14 protein-coding genes are annotated in these 18,188 nt (G+C 60.2%); 2 read left to right on the top strand and 12 right to left on the bottom strand.

Translation table 11 applies throughout. The features are described from left to right. The first annotated feature begins 158 nt into the window (after positions 1 to 158). Complete coding sequence (locus AAY81_RS02555; protein WP_066661023.1) at positions 159 to 1,664, top strand: helix-turn-helix transcriptional regulator; 1,506 nt, start codon at positions 159 to 161, stop codon at positions 1,662 to 1,664. A 100-nt stretch (positions 1,665 to 1,764) separates the two neighbouring features. On the opposite strand, the gene fdhD is transcribed toward AAY81_RS02555, so the two are convergent. The 6 genes from fdhD to AAY81_RS02525 form a co-directional block, all read right to left on the bottom strand. Further along, positions 1,765 to 2,586 (bottom strand): formate dehydrogenase accessory sulfurtransferase FdhD, encoded by an 822-nt coding sequence (fdhD, locus tag AAY81_RS02550; protein ID WP_066661021.1) that lies wholly within the window; start codon positions 2,584 to 2,586, stop codon positions 1,765 to 1,767. A gap of 86 nt (positions 2,587 to 2,672) precedes the next feature. Then, on the bottom strand, positions 2,673 to 3,887 hold the full coding sequence (locus tag AAY81_RS02545; protein WP_066661019.1) for a glycosyltransferase family 4 protein: 1,215 nt from the start codon (positions 3,885 to 3,887) through the stop codon (positions 2,673 to 2,675). 3 nt (positions 3,888 to 3,890) lie between these two features. Continuing rightward, positions 3,891 to 4,799 (bottom strand): formate dehydrogenase accessory protein FdhE, encoded by a 909-nt coding sequence (locus tag AAY81_RS02540; protein ID WP_066661017.1) that lies wholly within the window; start codon positions 4,797 to 4,799, stop codon positions 3,891 to 3,893. 3 nt (positions 4,800 to 4,802) lie between these two features. After that, complete coding sequence (locus AAY81_RS02535; protein WP_066661015.1) at positions 4,803 to 5,495, bottom strand: formate dehydrogenase subunit gamma; 693 nt, start codon at positions 5,493 to 5,495, stop codon at positions 4,803 to 4,805. Then, positions 5,495 to 6,385: a 4Fe-4S dicluster domain-containing protein gene (locus tag AAY81_RS02530; protein WP_066661013.1), complete on the bottom strand. Its 891-nt coding sequence runs from the start codon at positions 6,383 to 6,385 to the stop codon at positions 5,495 to 5,497. Before AAY81_RS02530 ends, AAY81_RS02535 begins: the two co-directional genes overlap by 1 nt. 14 nt (positions 6,386 to 6,399) lie before the next feature. Further along, positions 6,400 to 9,561, bottom strand: coding sequence for a molybdopterin-dependent oxidoreductase (locus tag AAY81_RS02525; protein ID WP_143117335.1), 3,162 nt, complete (start codon positions 9,559 to 9,561; stop codon positions 6,400 to 6,402). Positions 9,562 to 10,084: 523 nt separating this feature from the next. Here AAY81_RS02525 and AAY81_RS02515 point away from each other — a divergent pair. After that, positions 10,085 to 11,764 (top strand): L-lactate permease, encoded by a 1,680-nt coding sequence (locus AAY81_RS02515; protein WP_066661007.1) that lies wholly within the window; start codon positions 10,085 to 10,087, stop codon positions 11,762 to 11,764. A gap of 306 nt (positions 11,765 to 12,070) precedes the next feature. Here the strand turns inward: AAY81_RS02515 and dxr are convergent, their stop codons facing one another. From dxr to AAY81_RS02485, 6 genes are all read right to left on the bottom strand, one after another. Next, entirely contained in the window at positions 12,071 to 13,270 is a 1,200-nt protein-coding gene (gene dxr, locus AAY81_RS02510) for a 1-deoxy-D-xylulose-5-phosphate reductoisomerase (protein ID WP_066661004.1), read from the bottom strand. After that, positions 13,257 to 14,204: a phosphatidate cytidylyltransferase gene (locus AAY81_RS02505; RefSeq protein ID WP_240480614.1), complete on the bottom strand. Its 948-nt coding sequence runs from the start codon at positions 14,202 to 14,204 to the stop codon at positions 13,257 to 13,259. The genes dxr and AAY81_RS02505 overlap by 14 nt, the downstream gene beginning before the upstream one ends. A gap of 1 nt (position 14,205) precedes the next feature. Continuing rightward, the gene (locus AAY81_RS02500; protein ID WP_066664823.1) at positions 14,206 to 14,982 is read right to left on the bottom strand and encodes an isoprenyl transferase; all 777 of its coding nucleotides are present in this window, start codon (positions 14,980 to 14,982) and stop codon (positions 14,206 to 14,208) included. Positions 14,983 to 15,000: 18 nt separating this feature from the next. Continuing rightward, entirely contained in the window at positions 15,001 to 15,558 is a 558-nt protein-coding gene (frr, locus tag AAY81_RS02495; protein ID WP_066661001.1) for a ribosome recycling factor, read from the bottom strand. 81 nt (positions 15,559 to 15,639) lie between these two features. After that, on the bottom strand, positions 15,640 to 16,353 hold the full coding sequence (gene pyrH, locus AAY81_RS02490; protein ID WP_066660998.1) for a UMP kinase: 714 nt from the start codon (positions 16,351 to 16,353) through the stop codon (positions 15,640 to 15,642). Between the two features lie 109 nt (positions 16,354 to 16,462). Continuing rightward, on the bottom strand, positions 16,463 to 18,046 hold the full coding sequence (locus tag AAY81_RS02485; protein ID WP_066660995.1) for a S1C family serine protease: 1,584 nt from the start codon (positions 18,044 to 18,046) through the stop codon (positions 16,463 to 16,465). Positions 18,047 to 18,188: the final 142 nt, after the last annotated feature.

Genomic DNA, 18,188 nt, shown 5'->3' with positions numbered 1-18,188 from the left:
AGGGCTTGACGCATCTACCGAAAGGGTAGAAAACCATAAACTCGCAGGTGAATTCAGCGCGTTCGTCCAACCCCGACAAAGCCAATGCGTTACTATGGGCGAAGGACAAAGCGACGGTCGCACGGCAGCGCCATCGCATTGCGGGAGGATTCGAGCACATGCAATCGAAAGAGACGCATGCGCCAACCCAGTGGGAAGGCGCGCTAGAGACGTTACGCGTAGGCGTGGGGTCCTCTTTCCTATGGGCGTGGGGCTTTCTCTGCTACCTCAGCCCCGCCATGTTTCCCTCGCAATTCGATTCGTCTACGAACGTAGGCCTCGAGAATGGATTCTTCGCGTCGCAAGGCGTAGTCGTCCTCTTCGCCATAACGCTCCTCGTTATCTCGCGCCTGCGAACGATTCGCGTGCACCGGGGTGTGCTGTTGGCAGCGGCCCTTGCCACCTGCGCCTCCTCCGTGGGCGTATCGTTTGCGCTTAACGCCAACCTGCAGGGGCTCATGATCATCTGCGGCGCCATCGACGGCATAAGCGTTACCCTGCTCAGCTGCGCATGGGGCGCCCGATTCAGCCTGGGAACGAAGCGAACGCGGCCGCTGGTGGTTATATCATTCCTGCTCGCATACTTGGAATACCTGGTCGTGCCCCTTATCCCCTCGCCCATCGACGACATCATCATCGTGCTGCTGCCCATAGGGTCCTGGCTGCTCTGGAGGATCGATGCGGGTGCCCGTCACGCCCAAACGTTCGACGTCTTCCCCACCACGACGCAGGCAGGGAAAATGCCGGGCGAAGTAAGTGCAGGCGCGTGGGAGACCCGCCTTCTGCCCTGGCGCCAGATCGCCATCCTGATAGCTGCCTCATTCGTAGGCAACCTGGTGAGCTCGTTCCTCATGGGAACATCGTACGAGCTTGCCACCACGCTCTTCAGCATGGCCACCATCATCTGCGCGCTCATCGCTACCATGTCACTTGTGCCGCTTGCCTATTCCGACGACACCCTATCCGTGCCCAGCCTCTACCGCCTTACGCTGTCGTTCACCGCGGTAGGCCTGATGGGAATACTGGTGTTCGGGGAAAGCGCCTTTGGCGTAGGCGGCATGTTCACGAATGGCGCAGCGTTCTTCCTGCAGGTAATCGTATACGTCGTCATCACCCAGAGCATCCAGGAAGAGGGGCTTTCTCCCCTGCTGGCATTCGCCGTGGGCCAGGCCCTCATTTCAGGCGTCGTGCTCTGCGGACACCTCATGGGAAAGCAGCTGCCCGCAATGCTGCCCGGCGACATTCCCACGCTCTCCGTCATCTGCGGCGCAAGCATGCTCCTGCTGTTCTTCATGCTTATCGCCCAAACGGAAACGCTCGCGTCAACCGCACACGAAGCCCCCGAAAGCACCCCCGCTGTGCCAGCAGCGGAACCAGCGCAAGAGGAAGCGAACGCAAAGGACGCCCTAGAAGAGCGCATGACGCGCATTTGCGAAGCAAACGGGCTCACGAAGCGCGAAGCGGAGGTATACCGCTATCTGGCGCGCGGACGCAGCTTGCCCTACATTGCCGACGCCCTATTCGTAACCACGGGTACGGTGAAGACGCACACCACGCACATCTACCGCAAGCTCGGCGTGAGCTCGAAGCAGGAGCTCATGGACATGCTCGAGGAAACGCGCTAGGCGCGTGAACAGGGGACGGAGGTTTGTTCACGCAAGCCAAAGGCAAACCCCATGCTAGCAACGCGAACAGGCCTCCATCCCCCGTTCGCGAAACGCCGCGCTACGAACGATCGGCAGAGGCAACGCCCAACGGGTCGTTGAACACGCGGAACGAATCGGAATGAGCGCTGCAAATAAGCGTAAGGTCGTACGCGCACGCCATCTCAACCGTAAGGTCGGTGGGAACGGCTTTCGAAATAAGCATGGGAATATGCGCACGAATGGCCTTCGCCACCATGTCGGTGGGCACACGGCCACTGGTGAACACCACGCACTTCGTAAGGTCCACCCCGTCGCGCATGGCGCAGCCAACCACCTTGTCGAATGCGTTATGACGGCCCAGGTCTTCACAGCAATAAAGAATCTCTTCGCCCTGGGCCAAATAGCAGCTATGAGCGCCATACGTGGCGCGATGCGCGGGCGTATCCTCTTCGAACTTGCGCGAAAGAGCAAACACCTGGTCGACCGTCCAGGGAATGGGCTCGAGCGGAACAAGCTCTTCGTCCTTCACGAACATGCTGTTCAGATTGCTGTTGAACGTGCAGCACGTGGCAACGGTATCCACGTGCTCGTGATTGACGTTGGCCTCGCGGTCCTTCAGATACACAAGCACGCGCGTTGCGTGTTCGCACACCATGATCTGGTCCACCTCGTCGACCGAGGAGATCATATCCTCCGTGCGCATGCGACCCAAAACGAGCTCGATCAGATGGTCAGCCGAACACATGAGGCGCATGGTAAGTTCGCCATTCACGAAGACGCGTACGGCGTTTTCGGTTTGAAGAAGCGTGGATGTGGAGGTGCGGGAACCATCGGCGAACACGTTCGTGCACGCACGGTCTTCCTGCTGGTTAATATCGTGAGACGCATCTATGGCCTGCATGGCCGCTCCTAAAGTAAAAGCACTGCTGAGCAGAAACTGCGCACATAATAGCGCATTGCAGCAGAGCGGACCAGGGGAAAGTCAATTTACGCGAACACGTCACGGATGCGAGCGCACAGCCCATCCCATGACACGGCCGTGGTGTCGAATGCGGCATGCGGCATTGCCGCCGCCTGGGCCAGAGCGGCCGCCAAATCGTATTCGAATTCGGGAAGGTCGCCCTCGTACGGCGTATCGACATCCACCATGCGCGGAGGCTTCACGTACAGCACGGGCGCACCGGGCAGCGAGGCCTGGAGCCACGGACGAATGCCCGGAAGATCGGTTACCACAACCGTGCAACCGCAAGCGAGCGCTTCGATGACCACTAGGGGCAAGCCTTCGTAAAACGAGGGAAGCACGAACACGTCGGACGAACGATACAGCGAGACAAGATGGTCCTGCGATACCTTCCCCTCGAAGACAACTTCGGCGGAGCAGGAATGCGATTGCGCGACGATGTGGTCGTATTCCGCCTTGTCGCTATACCCGCCAACCAAGTGGACCTCCACATGGTCGTATTCGTCGGATTCCGAAAGCCAGTTCCTATCGAGGCAGTTGAGGGCGTTGAGCAACTGCGATACGCCCTTCTTCCTCCAGATCTTCCCCACGTAGGCAATGCGGAGCGTGCCGTCGGAGCGGCGCCTGGCGTCACCCGGCGAAAACACCTGGGCATTGTAGCCCGTACCCACCACGGTGATGCGCTCACGCGGAATGCCATAGACCTCGACGATGTCGTTGGCCTGGGCGTCGTGCAGGGCAAGCACGTGATCGAGGCGCGCCACGCCCGCGCGGATGTAGTCGCGCTCGAGCGGAATCTGGCGCATCTGGCGAATGTCGGTGCTGTGGCTCACGGCCGCAATGGGGCACGACCAATCGCGATGCGCCATGACAGCACACACCAAATACAGGTGGTGGCAAATGACCAAATCGGGCTGGAAGGTTTCCAGCACGTCATCGAACGCCCGGTTGAAGGCGTCCTTGAACTGGGTGACCATAAGCGGCGTGAGGTCGCGGTAGCGCGTGGCCTCGTACGGCATCACGTCGCTCATACCCACCACGGGGAACGGAAGCTCTTCGGTTTGGAACACCACGGGGCGGAAGAGCACGCCCTGCGGAAAAGAGGGGCGCTCGCCGGGAGCGATGCCGGCCACAACGGCCTGCTCCGCCCCCATGCGAGCGAACCCGCGAACGAGTTCTGCAAGATACACGCCACTGCCCGTGCTATCGGGCTTTTGAGCAGTGATATGCAGAATGCGCATACGCTATGCCTCTTTCTCTACGCGAAAGCGCGGGTCGAGCGCCACATGATCGAGGCGCGCCATGACCACGTCTTCCACATCCATGCAGGGAGCGGTCTTGATGTCGCTTTGGAACACCACGCGCTCGTACTGGCCGCAATCGTCGCACTTCTGCAGACGATGGGCCGAATCGCCCTCGATGTGGAAGTAATGCAGGTGACCCTGGTTCTTCTGGCCGCACACGCCGCAGCGAATGCGCTCGTAGGGCCACTGGCAGCCGCACGACGAGCAGAACTGCTCGCGGCCGCTGGCACCCTGCGCGCCACCATCGTGAACGATGGAGGCACCGGCGGGCGTACCACACACGGGGCAAGCCACGGGGGCATCGCCCGCACGACGGTTCACCTCGTCGCCCAGAGCAGCCATGACGGCTTCCTGGGCAACCTGCAGATAGGGACGCAACGCAGCGCGAACGACGAGCGCCGCCACATTGGCGGGCAGTTCGGCGGGAACGTCGAACTCGTCGATGCGCACCAGGAAGTCCTCCAGGAACGCCATGGGGTCACGTCCCGCCAGGGAAAGGTCGGCCTTCTGGCAGAACGCTTCCCAGTCGTACGCAGCGAGCGCCGCGGCTGCCTGCTCGGCAAAACCCGCGTGCTCGGCCATGTAGGCGGCGACCTTCGCGGCAAAGCCCGAAAACGACGCGGCGTCGATGGAGATGGGGGCATGGGCCAGAGCGGCCTCGCCTTCCCAGTACCAGGCGCCGGCGTCTTCGGCGGCGGGCGCCTCGTAGCCACATTCCGCAGCTACGAGGTCCGCCTGCTCCTGCTGAATCGCGAAGAGCCCTTCGAAGAACTCAAGCCGTGCCCGGTCTGCCGCCTCGGCATCGTTGGCATATGCCTCTACGGCTTCGTGAACAAGCTTCAGATCCATAAACTACTTCTCTTCCCGAACGACGACGTTCTTGCCGTCTTCGATTTCCTTACGGGCCCAGAAGCCCCAGTGGTACAGAGCGTCGGACTCGGCGACTTCGCCCTTGCCGAACATCAGCTTAATGGTACCGCGATAGGGCTGGAATACGCCAGCACCCAGATAGATGTGGGCGACGACGAAAATCACGAGCAGCAGGAAGAACAGGTCGTGGATGAAACGCATGACCTGCAGCGTACCCGCATCGACGTTGAACACGCTCGTGCCCAGCCACAGAACCACACCGGAGATGGCCATGAGGATGCCACCCAGGATGAGCATACCATCGGCAATACGCTGACCGCTCTTCACTTCGTCCTGGTCGGGCATGTGGACGCGTTTCGGCCCAAGCATGTAGGGCACGAACTTCAAGACGAACTCGACGTCTTCCTTGGTCCACTTGGTGAAGTACTTGGCCAGGAACTCCTTGAACCCGCCGGGAGCGGCAATGGCGCTCACGATGGGAGCCAGGATGAAGATGCAGCCCACCACGCGGTGGCTGATGCGCATGCCCTGGGCCAGACCGGGGTTCCACGCGGCAAGTGCGGGAACGAACACGAACAGGCCGCTGATCATGAGCCAGATGCAGCTGAACACGACGATGCCATGGGTGACGCGCGTCTGCAGCGAATGGCGCTTGATATAACGTTTGGTTGCCATTATCGCTCACCAGCTTCCTTGTCGATGTGCTTGATAACCTCGCCGGTCTCGACGTCGATGACGTCGTGAGCCTTCTCGTCATAGCGCATCTCGTGACGCTTGTAGCCAACGCCCGTGAGGAACGACAGGCCCAGGCCGGCAACGAGAGCGGCGGCGCCCACGCCCGTGAGCGGCTTCATGAAGCCAAGGGCGTCGACCAGGCCGTTGCGCTCGGGGTTCTCGGGCAGCTCGTACTGCGAGATGGGGTACTTCAGCACCATGATCTGGTGCGTGCCGCCCACTTCGGTCTCGCCGTACACGCGGGCATCCGCAAAGCCCTTGGCCTTGAGCTTCTCAACGCGCTCGTGCGCAATTGCGAGCATCTCGTCGCGGTCGCCGAACTGCAGCGCGCCAGGCTGGCAGGTGGTCACGCAAGCGGGCTGGCGGCCCTGCTTGATGCGGTCCACGCAGCCGGTGCACTTGTTCACCACGATGCCGCCACCCACGACGTTCACGCCCGTGTGGCGCGGTACGTCGAACGGGCAGGCGCTGCGGCAGTACTGGCAGCCGATGCACTTGTCCTCGTCAACGGTGACGAAGCCAGTGGACTCGTCCACCGAGAGGCAGCCGCTGGGGCATACGGAAACGCAGCTGGGGTTGTCGCAGTGCATGCAAGCACGCTGACCAAATGCCCAGTTCACGCCATACTTCTTGCCATTGTCCGCCTCGTTGTAGGTGACGATGCGGCGCGTGGTGCCGTTCAGGTCGATGGGGTTCTGCAGCGAACCGGTGAACTCGCCGGCGTTGTATTCCAGGCTGGAAGGGAGATTGTTCCACGTCTTGCAAGCCACCTGGCAGCCCTTGCAGCCAGTGCACTTGGACGAGTCAAACAGAATAGCCTTGTCGCTCATTATCGTTTCCCTCCTTATGCCTTCTCGATGTTCACGAGGAACGCCTTGTATTCCGGAATGAAGCTGTTCGGGTCACCAACGTTGGGCGTCAGATCGTTGGTCAGATCGCTGCCCGTGAAGGTGTTGGCCCAGCCCCAGTGGTGGATCATGCCGATCTCGTGCACGGTCTCACCGTTAACCTGCAGCGGAACCAGACGACGGGTAACCATCGCGTACATCTTGATGTCGCCACGGTTGTTCCAGATGCGAACCATGTCGCCGTTCTTGATGCCCTTTTCGGCTGCCAGCTCCTCGCTGATCTCGCAGAACTGCTTCGGCTGAGCTTCGTTCAGCGCAGGACAGCAATGCGTCTGGCCACCGGTCTGCCAGTGCTCCGTGACGGAGTACGTGGTGGCAACGATGGGATACTCGCTGCGATCGCCGCGCTTGACGCTCGGGTCCTCCGCGAACTGAATCATCGGGGACTCGTTGCGGCCGTTCAGGATGTTGTCCGTGGGGCTCTCATAGGGCTCGTAGAACTCGGGCAGGGGCATGTCCTTCATGCCGCTGCTGAACAGACACGCGTTCTGTTCCCAGCGCATGATGAATGCCTTGTTGTTCGGCTCGACCTGAACCGTTGCGCCGCTGGCGTCGGTCTTGGTAGCACCGAAGTCGGGCACGTCGTTCGTGATCCAGGAGTTGCTTGCGCTATCCCACTTCACGGCCACCTTATCGGGGTTCCACGGCTGGCCGTTCATGTCGGCAGACGCGCGGTTGTAGATGATACGGCGGTTTGCGGGCCAGCTGAATGCCCACTTCGGATGCAGATAAATGTTGCCGGGGTCGTCCTGGCCACGACGTGCCACAGGCTGCTGAGCCGGGTCGAGCGGAGCATCGTTGTTGTTGTAGAAGCCGCTGTAGATCCAGATGCCGCAGGCGGTGGAACCGTCAGCTGCCAGCTTCGCGAAGCCGGACAGCAGGTCGGGCTGATTCTTGTCGAAGTCGGTGGTGGCCACGTTATAGCCGTTGAGCTCCCAGGCAACCTTGCGGAAGTCCGCTTCGCCATCGGTCTCGTAGTCCCACTTGACCTTCGTGATGGGCTCGGGGCAGACGCCGCCTTCCTTGTCGTAGAGCTCGACCATCTTCTTGTGCAGCAGGTTCATGATCTGCAGGTCGGTCTTGGTATCTCCCTGCGGCTCGATGGCCTTCTGGCGCCACTGCATCAGACGGCCGGAGTTCAGGATGGTACCGGGCTTCTCCACGATGGAGGCAACGGGCAGGAAGTAGCATTCCGTGCCGATCTTGGTGGCGTCCATGTCGGGCGCATCCCAGAAGCTGCCAGTTTCCGTCATGACGATGTCGGCGTTCACCAGCCAATCCAGGTTCGCCAGGCTCTGACGGATGGACTTGGTGTTGCCACCGGAGTGAGCCGGGTTCTGACCCAGGGCGAAGTAGCCCTTCATCGTGCCCTCGGCCATGTGCTCGAAGGTACGGATGCTCGTCCAGTTGCCGGGCTTGTGGACCTTGGGCAGCCAGCCATAGCCATAATCGTTGTCGAACGTGGCGTTCTCGCCGAACCAGCTCTTCAGGAAGCTCACCATGAACTTGGGCTTGTTGGTGTAGTAGCCGTCGGAGTAGGTCTCGTGAGCGCACCAGTCGGCCAGCGTGGGCGTGCTGTCCGCGTCGGGCCAATGCAGGTAGCCGGGCAGGTCGGCGGGCATGATGCACATGTCCGTGCAGCCCTGTACGTTCGGCTCGCCACGCAGGGCGTTCAGGCCACCACCAGGAACGCCGATGTTGCCCAGCAGCAGCTGGACGATGCACATCGCGCGAGCGTTGTTAGCGCCGTAGTGATGCTGCGTCTGGCCAATGGCGTACAGGATGGTACCGGCCTTGCCGGCTTCGCCCGTGCTGGTGTACAGCTCGTAAACCTGCTCGAGCGTCTCGGCGTCCATGCCGCAGATGCTGGCAACGGTGTCGATGGTGTAGCGGGAGTAATGCTCCTTCATCACCTGGTACACGCAGTTGGGATCCTGCAGCGTGGGGTCCTTCTTGGGGGTCTTCAGCGTGGGAGTGTCGAAGTGGGGCACGCCGTCCTTCGAAACCCAGCTGTAGGTGCCGGTCTCGGAGGTGTCCCATTCGGTCTCGGAATCCGTCTGATAGCCCCACGTGGTGGTGACGTAGGATTTCGAGGACTCATCCCAGCCCGTGAACTCGCCCGTGGTGGGATCGAAGCTAAAGTCAGGATTGATCAGGTAAGAGATATTGGTGTAGTTGAGGCAGTACTCGTGCTGCCACTTGTCATGCTCCAGGATGTAGTTGATCATGCCGCCGTAGAAGGCGATGTCCGTACCGGAGCGGATGGGGCAGTACAAGTCGGAAAGGGCGGCCGAACGCGTGTAGCGCGGGTCGACGACGATCCACTTCGCGCCAGCATCGAGGGCGCGATTGACCCATTTCATGGAAACGGGATGGTTCTCTGCGTTGTTGGAACCGCAGGTGAGGATGACATCAGCGTTAGCAAAGTCTTCCCAGTGGCTCGTCATGGAGCCACGACCGAATGAAGGTGCCAGACCGGCAACCGTAGAGCTGTGTCAAACTCGAGCCTGGTTATCAACCGCCACCAGGCCAAGCGAACGCATGAACTTCAGGATGAGGTATTCTTCCTCGGAATTCTGCTGAGAGCCGCCCAGGTGGCCAATGGCCTCCAGACGGTTGACCGTCTTGCCGTCTTCATCCTTCTCGATGAAGTACTGGTCACGCGTATCCTTCACGTGGCGGCAGATCTCGTCGATTGCCTCTTCCCAGGTGATTTCTTCCCACTCCGTGGAGTACGGGCGGCGCACCATGGGGTTGTACACGCGATTGGGGTTCGGGATGATCTCGCCGGTCTTGTCGTCAACGACCTTGATGAGCTGGAACATGGTCGCACCCTTCGGGCACAGGCCACCTTCGTTGATGACATGATCGGGGTCACCCTCGATGTTGATGAGCTCGCCGTCGCGAACCGAGCAGATGACACCGCAGCCGCCAGAGCAATAGCAGCAGATGTTGGTGTATTCCTCGGTGTTCACGAGTTTCCAGCTATCGTCGGCATCCATGGCGAATGCTTCGGAAGCTGACGAGAGCTCATAGGCCATAGAGCCGGCTAGCGCCAGCGCAGAGGCCTTGAAAAAGCTACGTCTCGTTAGATCCATGCTTTCCCTTCCTTTGCTTCTTCTCGTCTTACCTTCTCTTTCCACTCAAAGCGCACCACGGCATAGTGCGCCCAAAAGTGTCGAAGGGATTTATACGGCAAGGTAACGAAAGGGGGAATCGCATCAACGGTATTATTTTTCTCACGCGCGTCCCCAAAAGGGGATAGCACGAAGGGTGCTACTATTGATTACCCAGATAGATATTATTTCCACTTCTGATAGAGCATGATATGCGAGCAAATTGAATGGGTCGCAGAGGGCGTAATCCATGCTTTTCATAAGCCCACAGGCACCTATTTCCTATGCAGGTAATGCGACTTCCTTACTCTCCGAATAGCGACATAATTCCTCCACTCTCCAGATTCTTTACACAAAACTGAAAATGTGTGGTAACGCACATCGGACGATTTCCACCGCTGACCGCAAAGAGTGGGTTGCAAAAAAGGGCTAACGATAGTATTACCCCCACGCGCAACGCCCCCTCTGCTGCGCGTGGTAGTGCAGTTTTCGAGAAAGTTTGTTTATGTTTCAAGCGTTAACCGATCCGGTTGCAGGCAATCTGGGCCTTTCCGCTCTTGTAGCCTGCGTGCCCCTGCTTACGTTCTTCGTCATGCTCATTGGGGTAAAGGCAAAGGCTCACATCTCGGCCGCTGTGGCGTTGGTCGCGGCCCTCATCGTTGCCGTCGTGGCATTCCAGATGCCCATTGGCTACGCCCTTATTTCCGCCACGCAGGGTGCTGCGTTCGGCGCATTCCCCATCGTATACATCATTCTTCTTGCCGTTTGGTTCTACGAGGTTACGGTCCGCTCGGGCCGCAGCGAGGACCTGCGCAGGTTCTTCGACAAGGTTGGCGGCGGCGACATCCGCATCCAGGCCATGCTCATCGCCTTCAGCTTTGGCGGTCTGCTGGAAGCCCTGGCTGGCTTCGGCGCCCCCATCGCCATTACGGCAACCATGATTCTTGCCCTGGGCGTAAAGCCCAAGCGTGCCGCCCTGGCCGTTATGCTGGCCAACACGGCTCCCGTTGCGTACGGCGCCGTGGCAACGCCCATCACCACGGCTGGCAACATGGTTGCCGGTGGCGATGCTTCCGTTGCAAGCGCTACCGCCCAGCACGTTGCCGCCATCGTTGGCTATCAGGCTCCCCTGTTCGCACTGTCCGTACCGCTGCTGCTCGTCATCATCCTCGACGGCAAGCGCGGCGCACGTGAATGCTGGATTCCCGCCATGGTCGTGGGTGGCTCCTTCGCCATCACGCAGTGGTGGTGCTCCAACCACTTCGCCTACGAGCTCACCGACGTCGTAGCCGCACTCGTGTCCATGGCAGCGCTCGTTGCGTTCATGCGCTTCTGGAAGCCCCGTGGCGTCGAAGCAGTGCGCAAGGACTTCGGTCTGCCGCCCGTAACGGCAGAAGCCGCTAGCGAGCTGAACGGCACCCGCATCTTCATGGCGCTCGTTCCCTACATCGTTGTCGTTCTGGTATTCGGCATCTGCAAGCTGGGCATTCCCTCGCTGCTCTCCTCCACCGACATCAAGATCGCCTGGCCCGTCATTTCGGGTGGCACCATCCTTTCCGCTGCCGGCAAGGACCCGGGCACCACGTTCACTCTCAACCTGCTCTCCACGCCCGGCACCATGCTGCTCGTTGCTGGCATGATTTCGGCTCTCATCTACACGATCTTCAACGAAAAGGGCCGCTACCAGATGTCGATGGGCGCAGCCGTGCAGGAACTGGGCAAGACGTGCTATCGCATGCGCTTCTCCGCCCTTACCATCGTGCTGGTTCTGTCCCTGGCCTACGTGATGAACTTCAGCGGCCAGACCATCAGCATCGGCGAGTTCCTGGCAGGCGCAGGCCCCGCGTTCGCGTTCATCTCTCCCCTGCTCGGCTGGGTTGGCACCGCCGTTACGGGCAGCGACACGAGCGCAAACGCCCTGTTCTCGAGCCTGCAGTACTCTGCAGCCCAGGCGAACCCGGCCCTGGCGAACGTTACGCCCGACCTGTTCCTGGCTGCCAACACCATGGGTGGCGTCGTGGGCAAGATGATCAGCCCGCAGTCGCTGGCCATCGCCGCCGTTGCCACCGACGAGCGCGAAGCCGACATCATGAAGAGCGTTCTGCCCTGGAGCGTGGGCTTCCTGGTAGTGCTCTGCTGCCTGGTGTTCCTGCAGTCCGGCATTCTGAGCTTCATCCTGCCGTAGCGCAACGATAATCACTAACGCAGAAGGACCCCCGACGCGATAGCATCGGGGGTCCTTTCGTTTGGGGTATGAGCTAAAGACGAGGCCCGCGCTAGAGGCAATGCATCGCTGAAAGCGGTTGCCCCCAGCCAATGCAAGCGCATGAACGTTTTCCCAGTTCACAAAAGACTCAGACGATATTCAGCCTGCAAATCATGCCAAATGGCACGTTTTTCCGGAAAAACGTAAGTGGCAATTTCCGCACCGATACATCCGCGGCGAAGATCTAGCAGCCCAAGCAGCAGGGCCAACGGCAGCTGGCAAGAACTACTGCGCGGCGATAAATCCGCGCGCCGCTTCGCGCGACGCGGCGTCTACGGCCGCAAGCTGCTCCAAGCTTTCCACGGCAGCGTTCGCGTGCGCATCCATGACGCGCTCGACGGTTTCGGCAATGCCCAGGTAGCTGCACTCCCCTGCCAAGAACGACGCAACGGCAACTTCGTTGGCGGCATTCATGGCACACGGAAGCGTGCCACCCGCCGTACCCGCCATGCGGGCAAGCTCAAGGCAGCGGAACGTCTTGGTGTCGGCCGGATAGAACTCCAGGCTTCCCAGCTTCGTGAAATCGAGCGGCTCGACGGGAGCTTCCCAGCGCTTGGGATAGCTGAGCGCAAACTGAATGGGAATGCGCATATCGGTGGTGCCCAGATGAGCCTTCACGCTGCCATCGGTGAATTCCACCATGGAATGAATGGCGCTCTGCGGCTGCACGACCACCTTGATGCGGTCGTAGGGCATGTTGAACAGATGATGCGCCTCGATGACCTCGAGACCCTTGTTCATGAGCGTGCTGCTGTCGATGGTGATCTTCGGGCCCATGTTCCACGTGGGATGCGCCAGAGCCTGAGCAGGCGTAATGTCTGCAAGCTCGTTGCGCGTACGGCCACGGAACGGGCCACCGGATGCCGTTACCCATAGGCAGCTGACTTCCTTGTGCTCTTCGCCCAGCAGGCACTGGTAGATGGCCCCATGTTCGCTATCAATGGGCATGAGGGCACCCGCGGGCCCCACAGCAGGGGCAACGCCGCTCGCGCGACGCTGGGCATCGACCTGCGCGGCAAGCGGCATGATCAGGTCGCCGCCAACCACCAGGGATTCCTTGTTCGCCAGCGCAAGCACCTTGCCCGCACGCAGCGTTTCGTAGCTCGCACGCAGGCCAGCAGCGCCCACCAGGGCATTCACCACAATGTCAACTTCGGGCAAGCGAACCAGGGAGACAACCGCATCCATACCCACCGCATAATCAAGACCGGTAAGGTCGGCGGAAACTTCGGGAGCTTCTTCCAGACCACATGCCACATACGTGGCGCCGCATGCGCGCGCCTGTTCGATCATGGTATCGACGCGCCTGCCACACGCAAGAGCTACGACCCGCAGTTCGCTAGCGTGCTGCCTTGCCACATCGAGCGTTTGAACGCCAATGGAGCCGGTAGAACCAAGAACGGCAATACGCTTACACTGCGACATAGGGAATGCAACCTCCAATAAGAAGCAAGATATACGCTGCCACCGAAGCAAAGAACAACGAATCGCATCGGTCGAGCAGACCACCGTGACCAGGCATGATAGTGCCGGAATCTTTCACGCCCACATTGCGCTTGATACGGCTTTCGGCAAGGTCGCCCACCACGCCGGCACCACCGCACAGCACGCCAAACAAAATGGCCATGGGAATGGGCATGGTGACACCCGGAATGAATGACATAACGCACCACACGCCGCCCGACACCACCAGGCCGGCGATGAGGCCTTCCCAGCTCTTCTTGGGGCTGGTACGCGGCGCGAGCTTGTGCTTGCCAAACTTGCTGCCAAACAGGTATGCAGCGGCATCGTTGAACCAGATGCTGCAGAACACCACGAGCAGAATGACGCCACCCCAGGGGTCGGGGACGGAATGACGCAAAAGGATAAGACTGGAAAGCAGCATGCCCGTATAGCCTGCGCCGAAGAAGCTGATGGCAACGTCGCCAACGCGAGCGCGCATCCAGTACACATACCAGATGAACAGGGCCATCATGTGCAGCACGGCAACCAGGGCAATGCCCGTAAGGCCCCAGAGCCACATGGCAACGGGGTACGCCACGGCACCCACCACGCCAATGGTCTCGTTGGGAAGCTTCGCGTCAGCACGCATCATGTAATAGAACTCGCCTGCGCAAATGCCCGACACAAGCGACAGGTACACAACGGTAGTGATGTCGGTTGCCAGCACGGCAAGGATGGAAACGAGCACGTACACTACGCCCGTGCGGAAGCGCACCTGCAGGCTGGTAGCGTTCTTGAAGCGATCGGGCGTCTTCTCGTAGGCAACCTGCTTGGCCTTGTGCGGAGCATTGCTCACCGCACGCCGCGCGCGCTGCCCACGCGTCTGCTCTTCGGCCTCGAACGAGTTACTCGACACGCTACACTCCCCCGTACCTGCGGGCACGACCCTGGAAGTTCAAAATCGCGCGAAGGAAGTCGTAGCGATTGAAATCGGGCCAGAGCACAGGCGTGCAATAGAACTCGGAATAGGCGATCTGCCAGAGCAGGAAATTCGAAAGGCGCATTTCGCCACTCGTGCGAATGACCAGGTCTGGGTCGGGGATGGAAGCGGTATGCAGGTGGGATGCAATGGCCTCGGGGGTAACGGCGGCAACTTCCAGGCCAGCTTCCTGCTGGGCCAGGGCCTCGTTCACGACCGCCTGAACCGCGCTGGTGATTTCAGCGCGCGAGCCATAGTTCACGGCCACCACGAGCGTCATGCCCGTGTTGTCCTTCGTTTGCTCCCACGCCTCGGCGAAAGCGTGCTGCGTGTCCTCCGGCAAAGCCGATGTGTCGCCAATGGTCATGACGCGCACATTTTCCTCGTCGAGCCCATCGACTTCGGCGAGCATCGTCTTCGCAAACAGGTTCATGAGCCCCACGACTTCGTCTTGGGGGCGCTTCCAGTTTTCCGTGGAAAACGAGTAGATGGTAAGGTAGCGAACCCCGATATCGGACGCGCAGCGAATGGTCTCGCGCACGGCCTCGATGCCAGCCTTGTGGCCATTGAGCCTGTTGAGCATACGCTTTTTCGCCCAGCGGCCGTTGCCGTCCATAATGACGGCAACATGCTGGGGCACGCGCGCCTCATCGAAGCCGGAAGCATCGATATCGGCGGGAATATCGGGGAATATTTCGCTAAATTCTTTATTCAAGGAATGCACCACGTATGGCTAGATAGCCATTACCTCGGCTTCCTTCTTCTTGAAGTGCTCTTCGACCTTCGCCACGTAGGAGTCGGTGAGCTTCTGGATGGCGGCTTCGGCACGACGCTGCTCGTCCTCGGGAAGACCCTCGTTCTTCACTTCGGCTTCCACGGCAGCATTGGCATCGCGACGGGCGTTACGGATGGCAACGCGCGCTTCCTCGGCGTACGTCTTGCAGTCCTTCACGAGCTCGAGACGACGCTCTTCCGTAAGCTGGGGGAACGCCAGGCGAATGCAGGAACCGTCGTTGTTGGGGGTAATGCCGATGTTGCTTTCGGCGATGGCCTTTTCGATGCCACCCAGGGTGCCCTTGTCCCATGGTTCGATGACGAGCATGTGGGCGTCGGGCGTCTTGATGGCAGCCATCTGGTTGACGGGCGTGGGAACGCCGTAATAGTTCACACGAACGCGATCGAGCACCATAGCGTTGGCACGGCCCGTGCGGACGTTGCCGAACGCATTTTCCAGGGAGTCGATTGCCTTGTTCATGCGCTCCTCGGCGCTTTGCATGATGTCTTCTACCATGAGTATCCCTTCAAGAACAGCGGTGACAAGGCCCCCGCCTTGCCCGCCTGTACCGATAATCACTAGCTAGTATTTTACACGTTAGCTTACCGTCGTGCCGACGTTTTCGCCTTTCAGAACGCGAGCGATGTTGCCGGGAACCGTAAGATCGAACACCAGCATGGGCATGGCGTTGTCCATACACAGCGAGGTGGCCGTGGTGTCCATAACGTGCAGTTCCTTGGAAATGACGTCGAGGTAGGAAATGTGGTCGAAGCGCTTCGCATCGGGGTTCGTCTTCGGGTCGGCGTCGTAGATGCCGTCGACCTTCGTGGCCTTCATAAGGCATTCGGCACCGATTTCCAGCGCGCGCAGGGCGGCCGTGGTGTCGGTGGTGAAGTACGGGTTGCCCGTGCCAGCGGCGAAGATGACGACGCGGCCCTTTTCCAGGTGGCGAATGGCGCGACGACGGATGTACGGTTCGGCAACCTGGCGCATCTCGATAGCGCTCATGACGCGGCACTGAATGCCCGCGCGCTCGAAGCCGTCTTGCAGGGCAAGCGCGTTCATGCAGGTGGCAAGCATGCCGATATAGTCGGCCTGAGAGCGGTCCATGCCCTCGGCGGAACCAGCCAGACCGCGGAAGATGTTTCCGCCGCCGACGGTAACGGCCACTTCGATGCCATCGTCGACAATCTGCTTGATCTGCTCGGCTAGCTCTTCGACGACCTTCGGATCAATACCATAACCCGTATCGCCCATCAGGGCCTCGCCGGAAAGCTTCAGCAGGACGCGATTGTACTTGTAATCGGACATTGGCTCACTCACCCTTCTCATTCGATTTGCCCTATATTACCGTGAACCAAAAGAAAAGGCCGCATGTTCTGCGGCCTTTTCCCCGTTTTCACGCAAAGAGCTTATGACGCTATGCCGCCACGCTGCCCTCCCCCGAAGAGGAAGTATCGCTGCTGCTCTGCCCCCAGCCATAGCCGTTCTTGGAAGAACTGCTGCTAGAGAGGCTGGTGGCCTCGTCGGAGCCAAGCGTGACCTCTACCGTCTGCTCGCTACCGTCGCGCAGGAACGTAACGGTTACGGTATCGCCGGGATTATGCGAACGCACGGCGGCAATGAGGGTAGAGGAATCGGTTACCGCTGTGTCACCCACCTTGGTGATGATGTCGCCCACCTGGATGCCCGCATTAGACGCGGCACCGCCCGACACCACCGAGTTAACGTACGCGCCGGAATCGGCACCCAGCTTGTAGCGCTGGTTCAGCGTACTGGTGACGGAAACGGGGCCTACGCCCAGATAGGCATGCGTGGGCGTCTTGCCCTCGATGATCTGGGAGGCAATGTTCATGGCGTCGTTCACGGGAATGGCGAAGCCCACACCCGAGTAGTTGCCCGAATACGACTCGATCACGGAATTGATGCCGATGAGAGCACCATTCTCGTCGACCAGGGCACCACCGGAATTGCCGGGGTTAATGGCCGCGTCGGTCTGGATCATGTTCGTGTAAACGGTTGCCGAAGACGTGCCCGAATACGAGCTATCGGAATTGCTCACGGTGATGGTGCGATTGGTGGCCGAAACGATGCCCGTTGCCACCGACTGCTCCAGACCGAACGGGCTGCCAGCCGTCATAACCCACTGGCCTTCCTTCAGCGAAGAGGAATCGCCAATTTCAATGGCGGTGAGGTCGGTTGCGTCGATCTTGATAACAGCCAGGTCGGTGGTGGAATCGTAGCCCACTACCTTGGCATCGTACTCTTCGCCATTGGCCGTGACCTTCAGGGCGTCGGACGATTCGATGACGTGATAGTTGGTGAGAATGTAGCCATCGGTGGAGATGATCACGCCGCTACCCAGCGAAGACTGGGTGAGCGAAGAGCTGGAAGAGGACGAGCCCAGCAGGCTGCCCATTCCCGACGTGTCGGTATAGACGTCGATGGCCACGATCGAAGGCAGAACCTTTTCGGCAACTGCTTCGGCCAAGGTGGCATCGTCGTCGGAAGCCGAGATAGTGGAGCTGGACGTGGAGCCCAGCGTTACCGTGGTGCTGCCCACGGAACCACCCGTTACGGCGTTGTACCCGAACAAGCAGAGGGCGGCCACGGCACATGCGCATGCAGCCCCCGCAAACGCAACTCCGAAGGTGCGCCCTCCGCCTGTTTTCTGATTGCCCACGTGCGACTGAACGGACGGCTGTTGCGCCGCGGGCCGCTGGTAGCCCTGCTGCGGCTGCGCTGCCGCGAAGGGCTGGCGCGCCGTCTGCTGAGCCTGCTGCGCGCCATAGGGCTGGGCGGAAGCGGGCTGAGCGCTGGGCTGCTGGTACGACGATTGCCCCGTCTGGAAGCCGCTCTGATACGCTGCCGGAGCCGGCTGCTGCGGAGCCTGCTGGCTCGGCTGCGGCTGCACGGGCTGCGCATACCCAGACTGAGGCTGGGAATTCGCGCTTGCAGGGGGAACCGGCGCACCAGGATTCTGGTTGTACTGTTCGTTACTCACGATAAGCCGTCCTATCCACGGTTGACCACAACTACTGATTTCCTACTGAGACCATACCACCACTGCCCCTTCACCAGGACGTAAGGGCAGCCCCGTAACATCTACGACACCAAGGTACACCAATGGTAGTACTACACAAAGT

Source organism: Denitrobacterium detoxificans (genome assembly GCF_001643775.1).
Lineage (GTDB): Bacteria > Actinomycetota > Coriobacteriia > Coriobacteriales > Eggerthellaceae > Denitrobacterium > Denitrobacterium detoxificans.
The sequence above is the reverse complement of the archived record's forward strand: the minus strand, read 5'-3'. Positions and strand labels throughout refer to the sequence as shown.

Coding starts and splice junctions, on each gene's coding strand:
- AAY81_RS02555 (WP_066661023.1), top strand. CDS start 159: ATGCAATCGAAAGAGACGCATGCGCCAACCCAGTGGGAAGGCGCGCTA.
- fdhD (WP_066661021.1), bottom strand. CDS start 2,586: ATGCAGGCCATAGATGCGTCTCACGATATTAACCAGCAGGAAGACCGT.
- AAY81_RS02545 (WP_066661019.1), bottom strand. CDS start 3,887: ATGCGCATTCTGCATATCACTGCTCAAAAGCCCGATAGCACGGGCAGT.
- AAY81_RS02540 (WP_066661017.1), bottom strand. CDS start 4,799: ATGGATCTGAAGCTTGTTCACGAAGCCGTAGAGGCATATGCCAACGAT.
- AAY81_RS02535 (WP_066661015.1), bottom strand. CDS start 5,495: ATGGCAACCAAACGTTATATCAAGCGCCATTCGCTGCAGACGCGCGTC.
- AAY81_RS02530 (WP_066661013.1), bottom strand. CDS start 6,385: ATGAGCGACAAGGCTATTCTGTTTGACTCGTCCAAGTGCACTGGCTGC.
- AAY81_RS02515 (WP_066661007.1), top strand. CDS start 10,085: ATGTTTCAAGCGTTAACCGATCCGGTTGCAGGCAATCTGGGCCTTTCC.
- dxr (WP_066661004.1), bottom strand. CDS start 13,270: ATGTCGCAGTGTAAGCGTATTGCCGTTCTTGGTTCTACCGGCTCCATT.
- frr (WP_066661001.1), bottom strand. CDS start 15,558: ATGGTAGAAGACATCATGCAAAGCGCCGAGGAGCGCATGAACAAGGCA.
- pyrH (WP_066660998.1), bottom strand. CDS start 16,353: ATGTCCGATTACAAGTACAATCGCGTCCTGCTGAAGCTTTCCGGCGAG.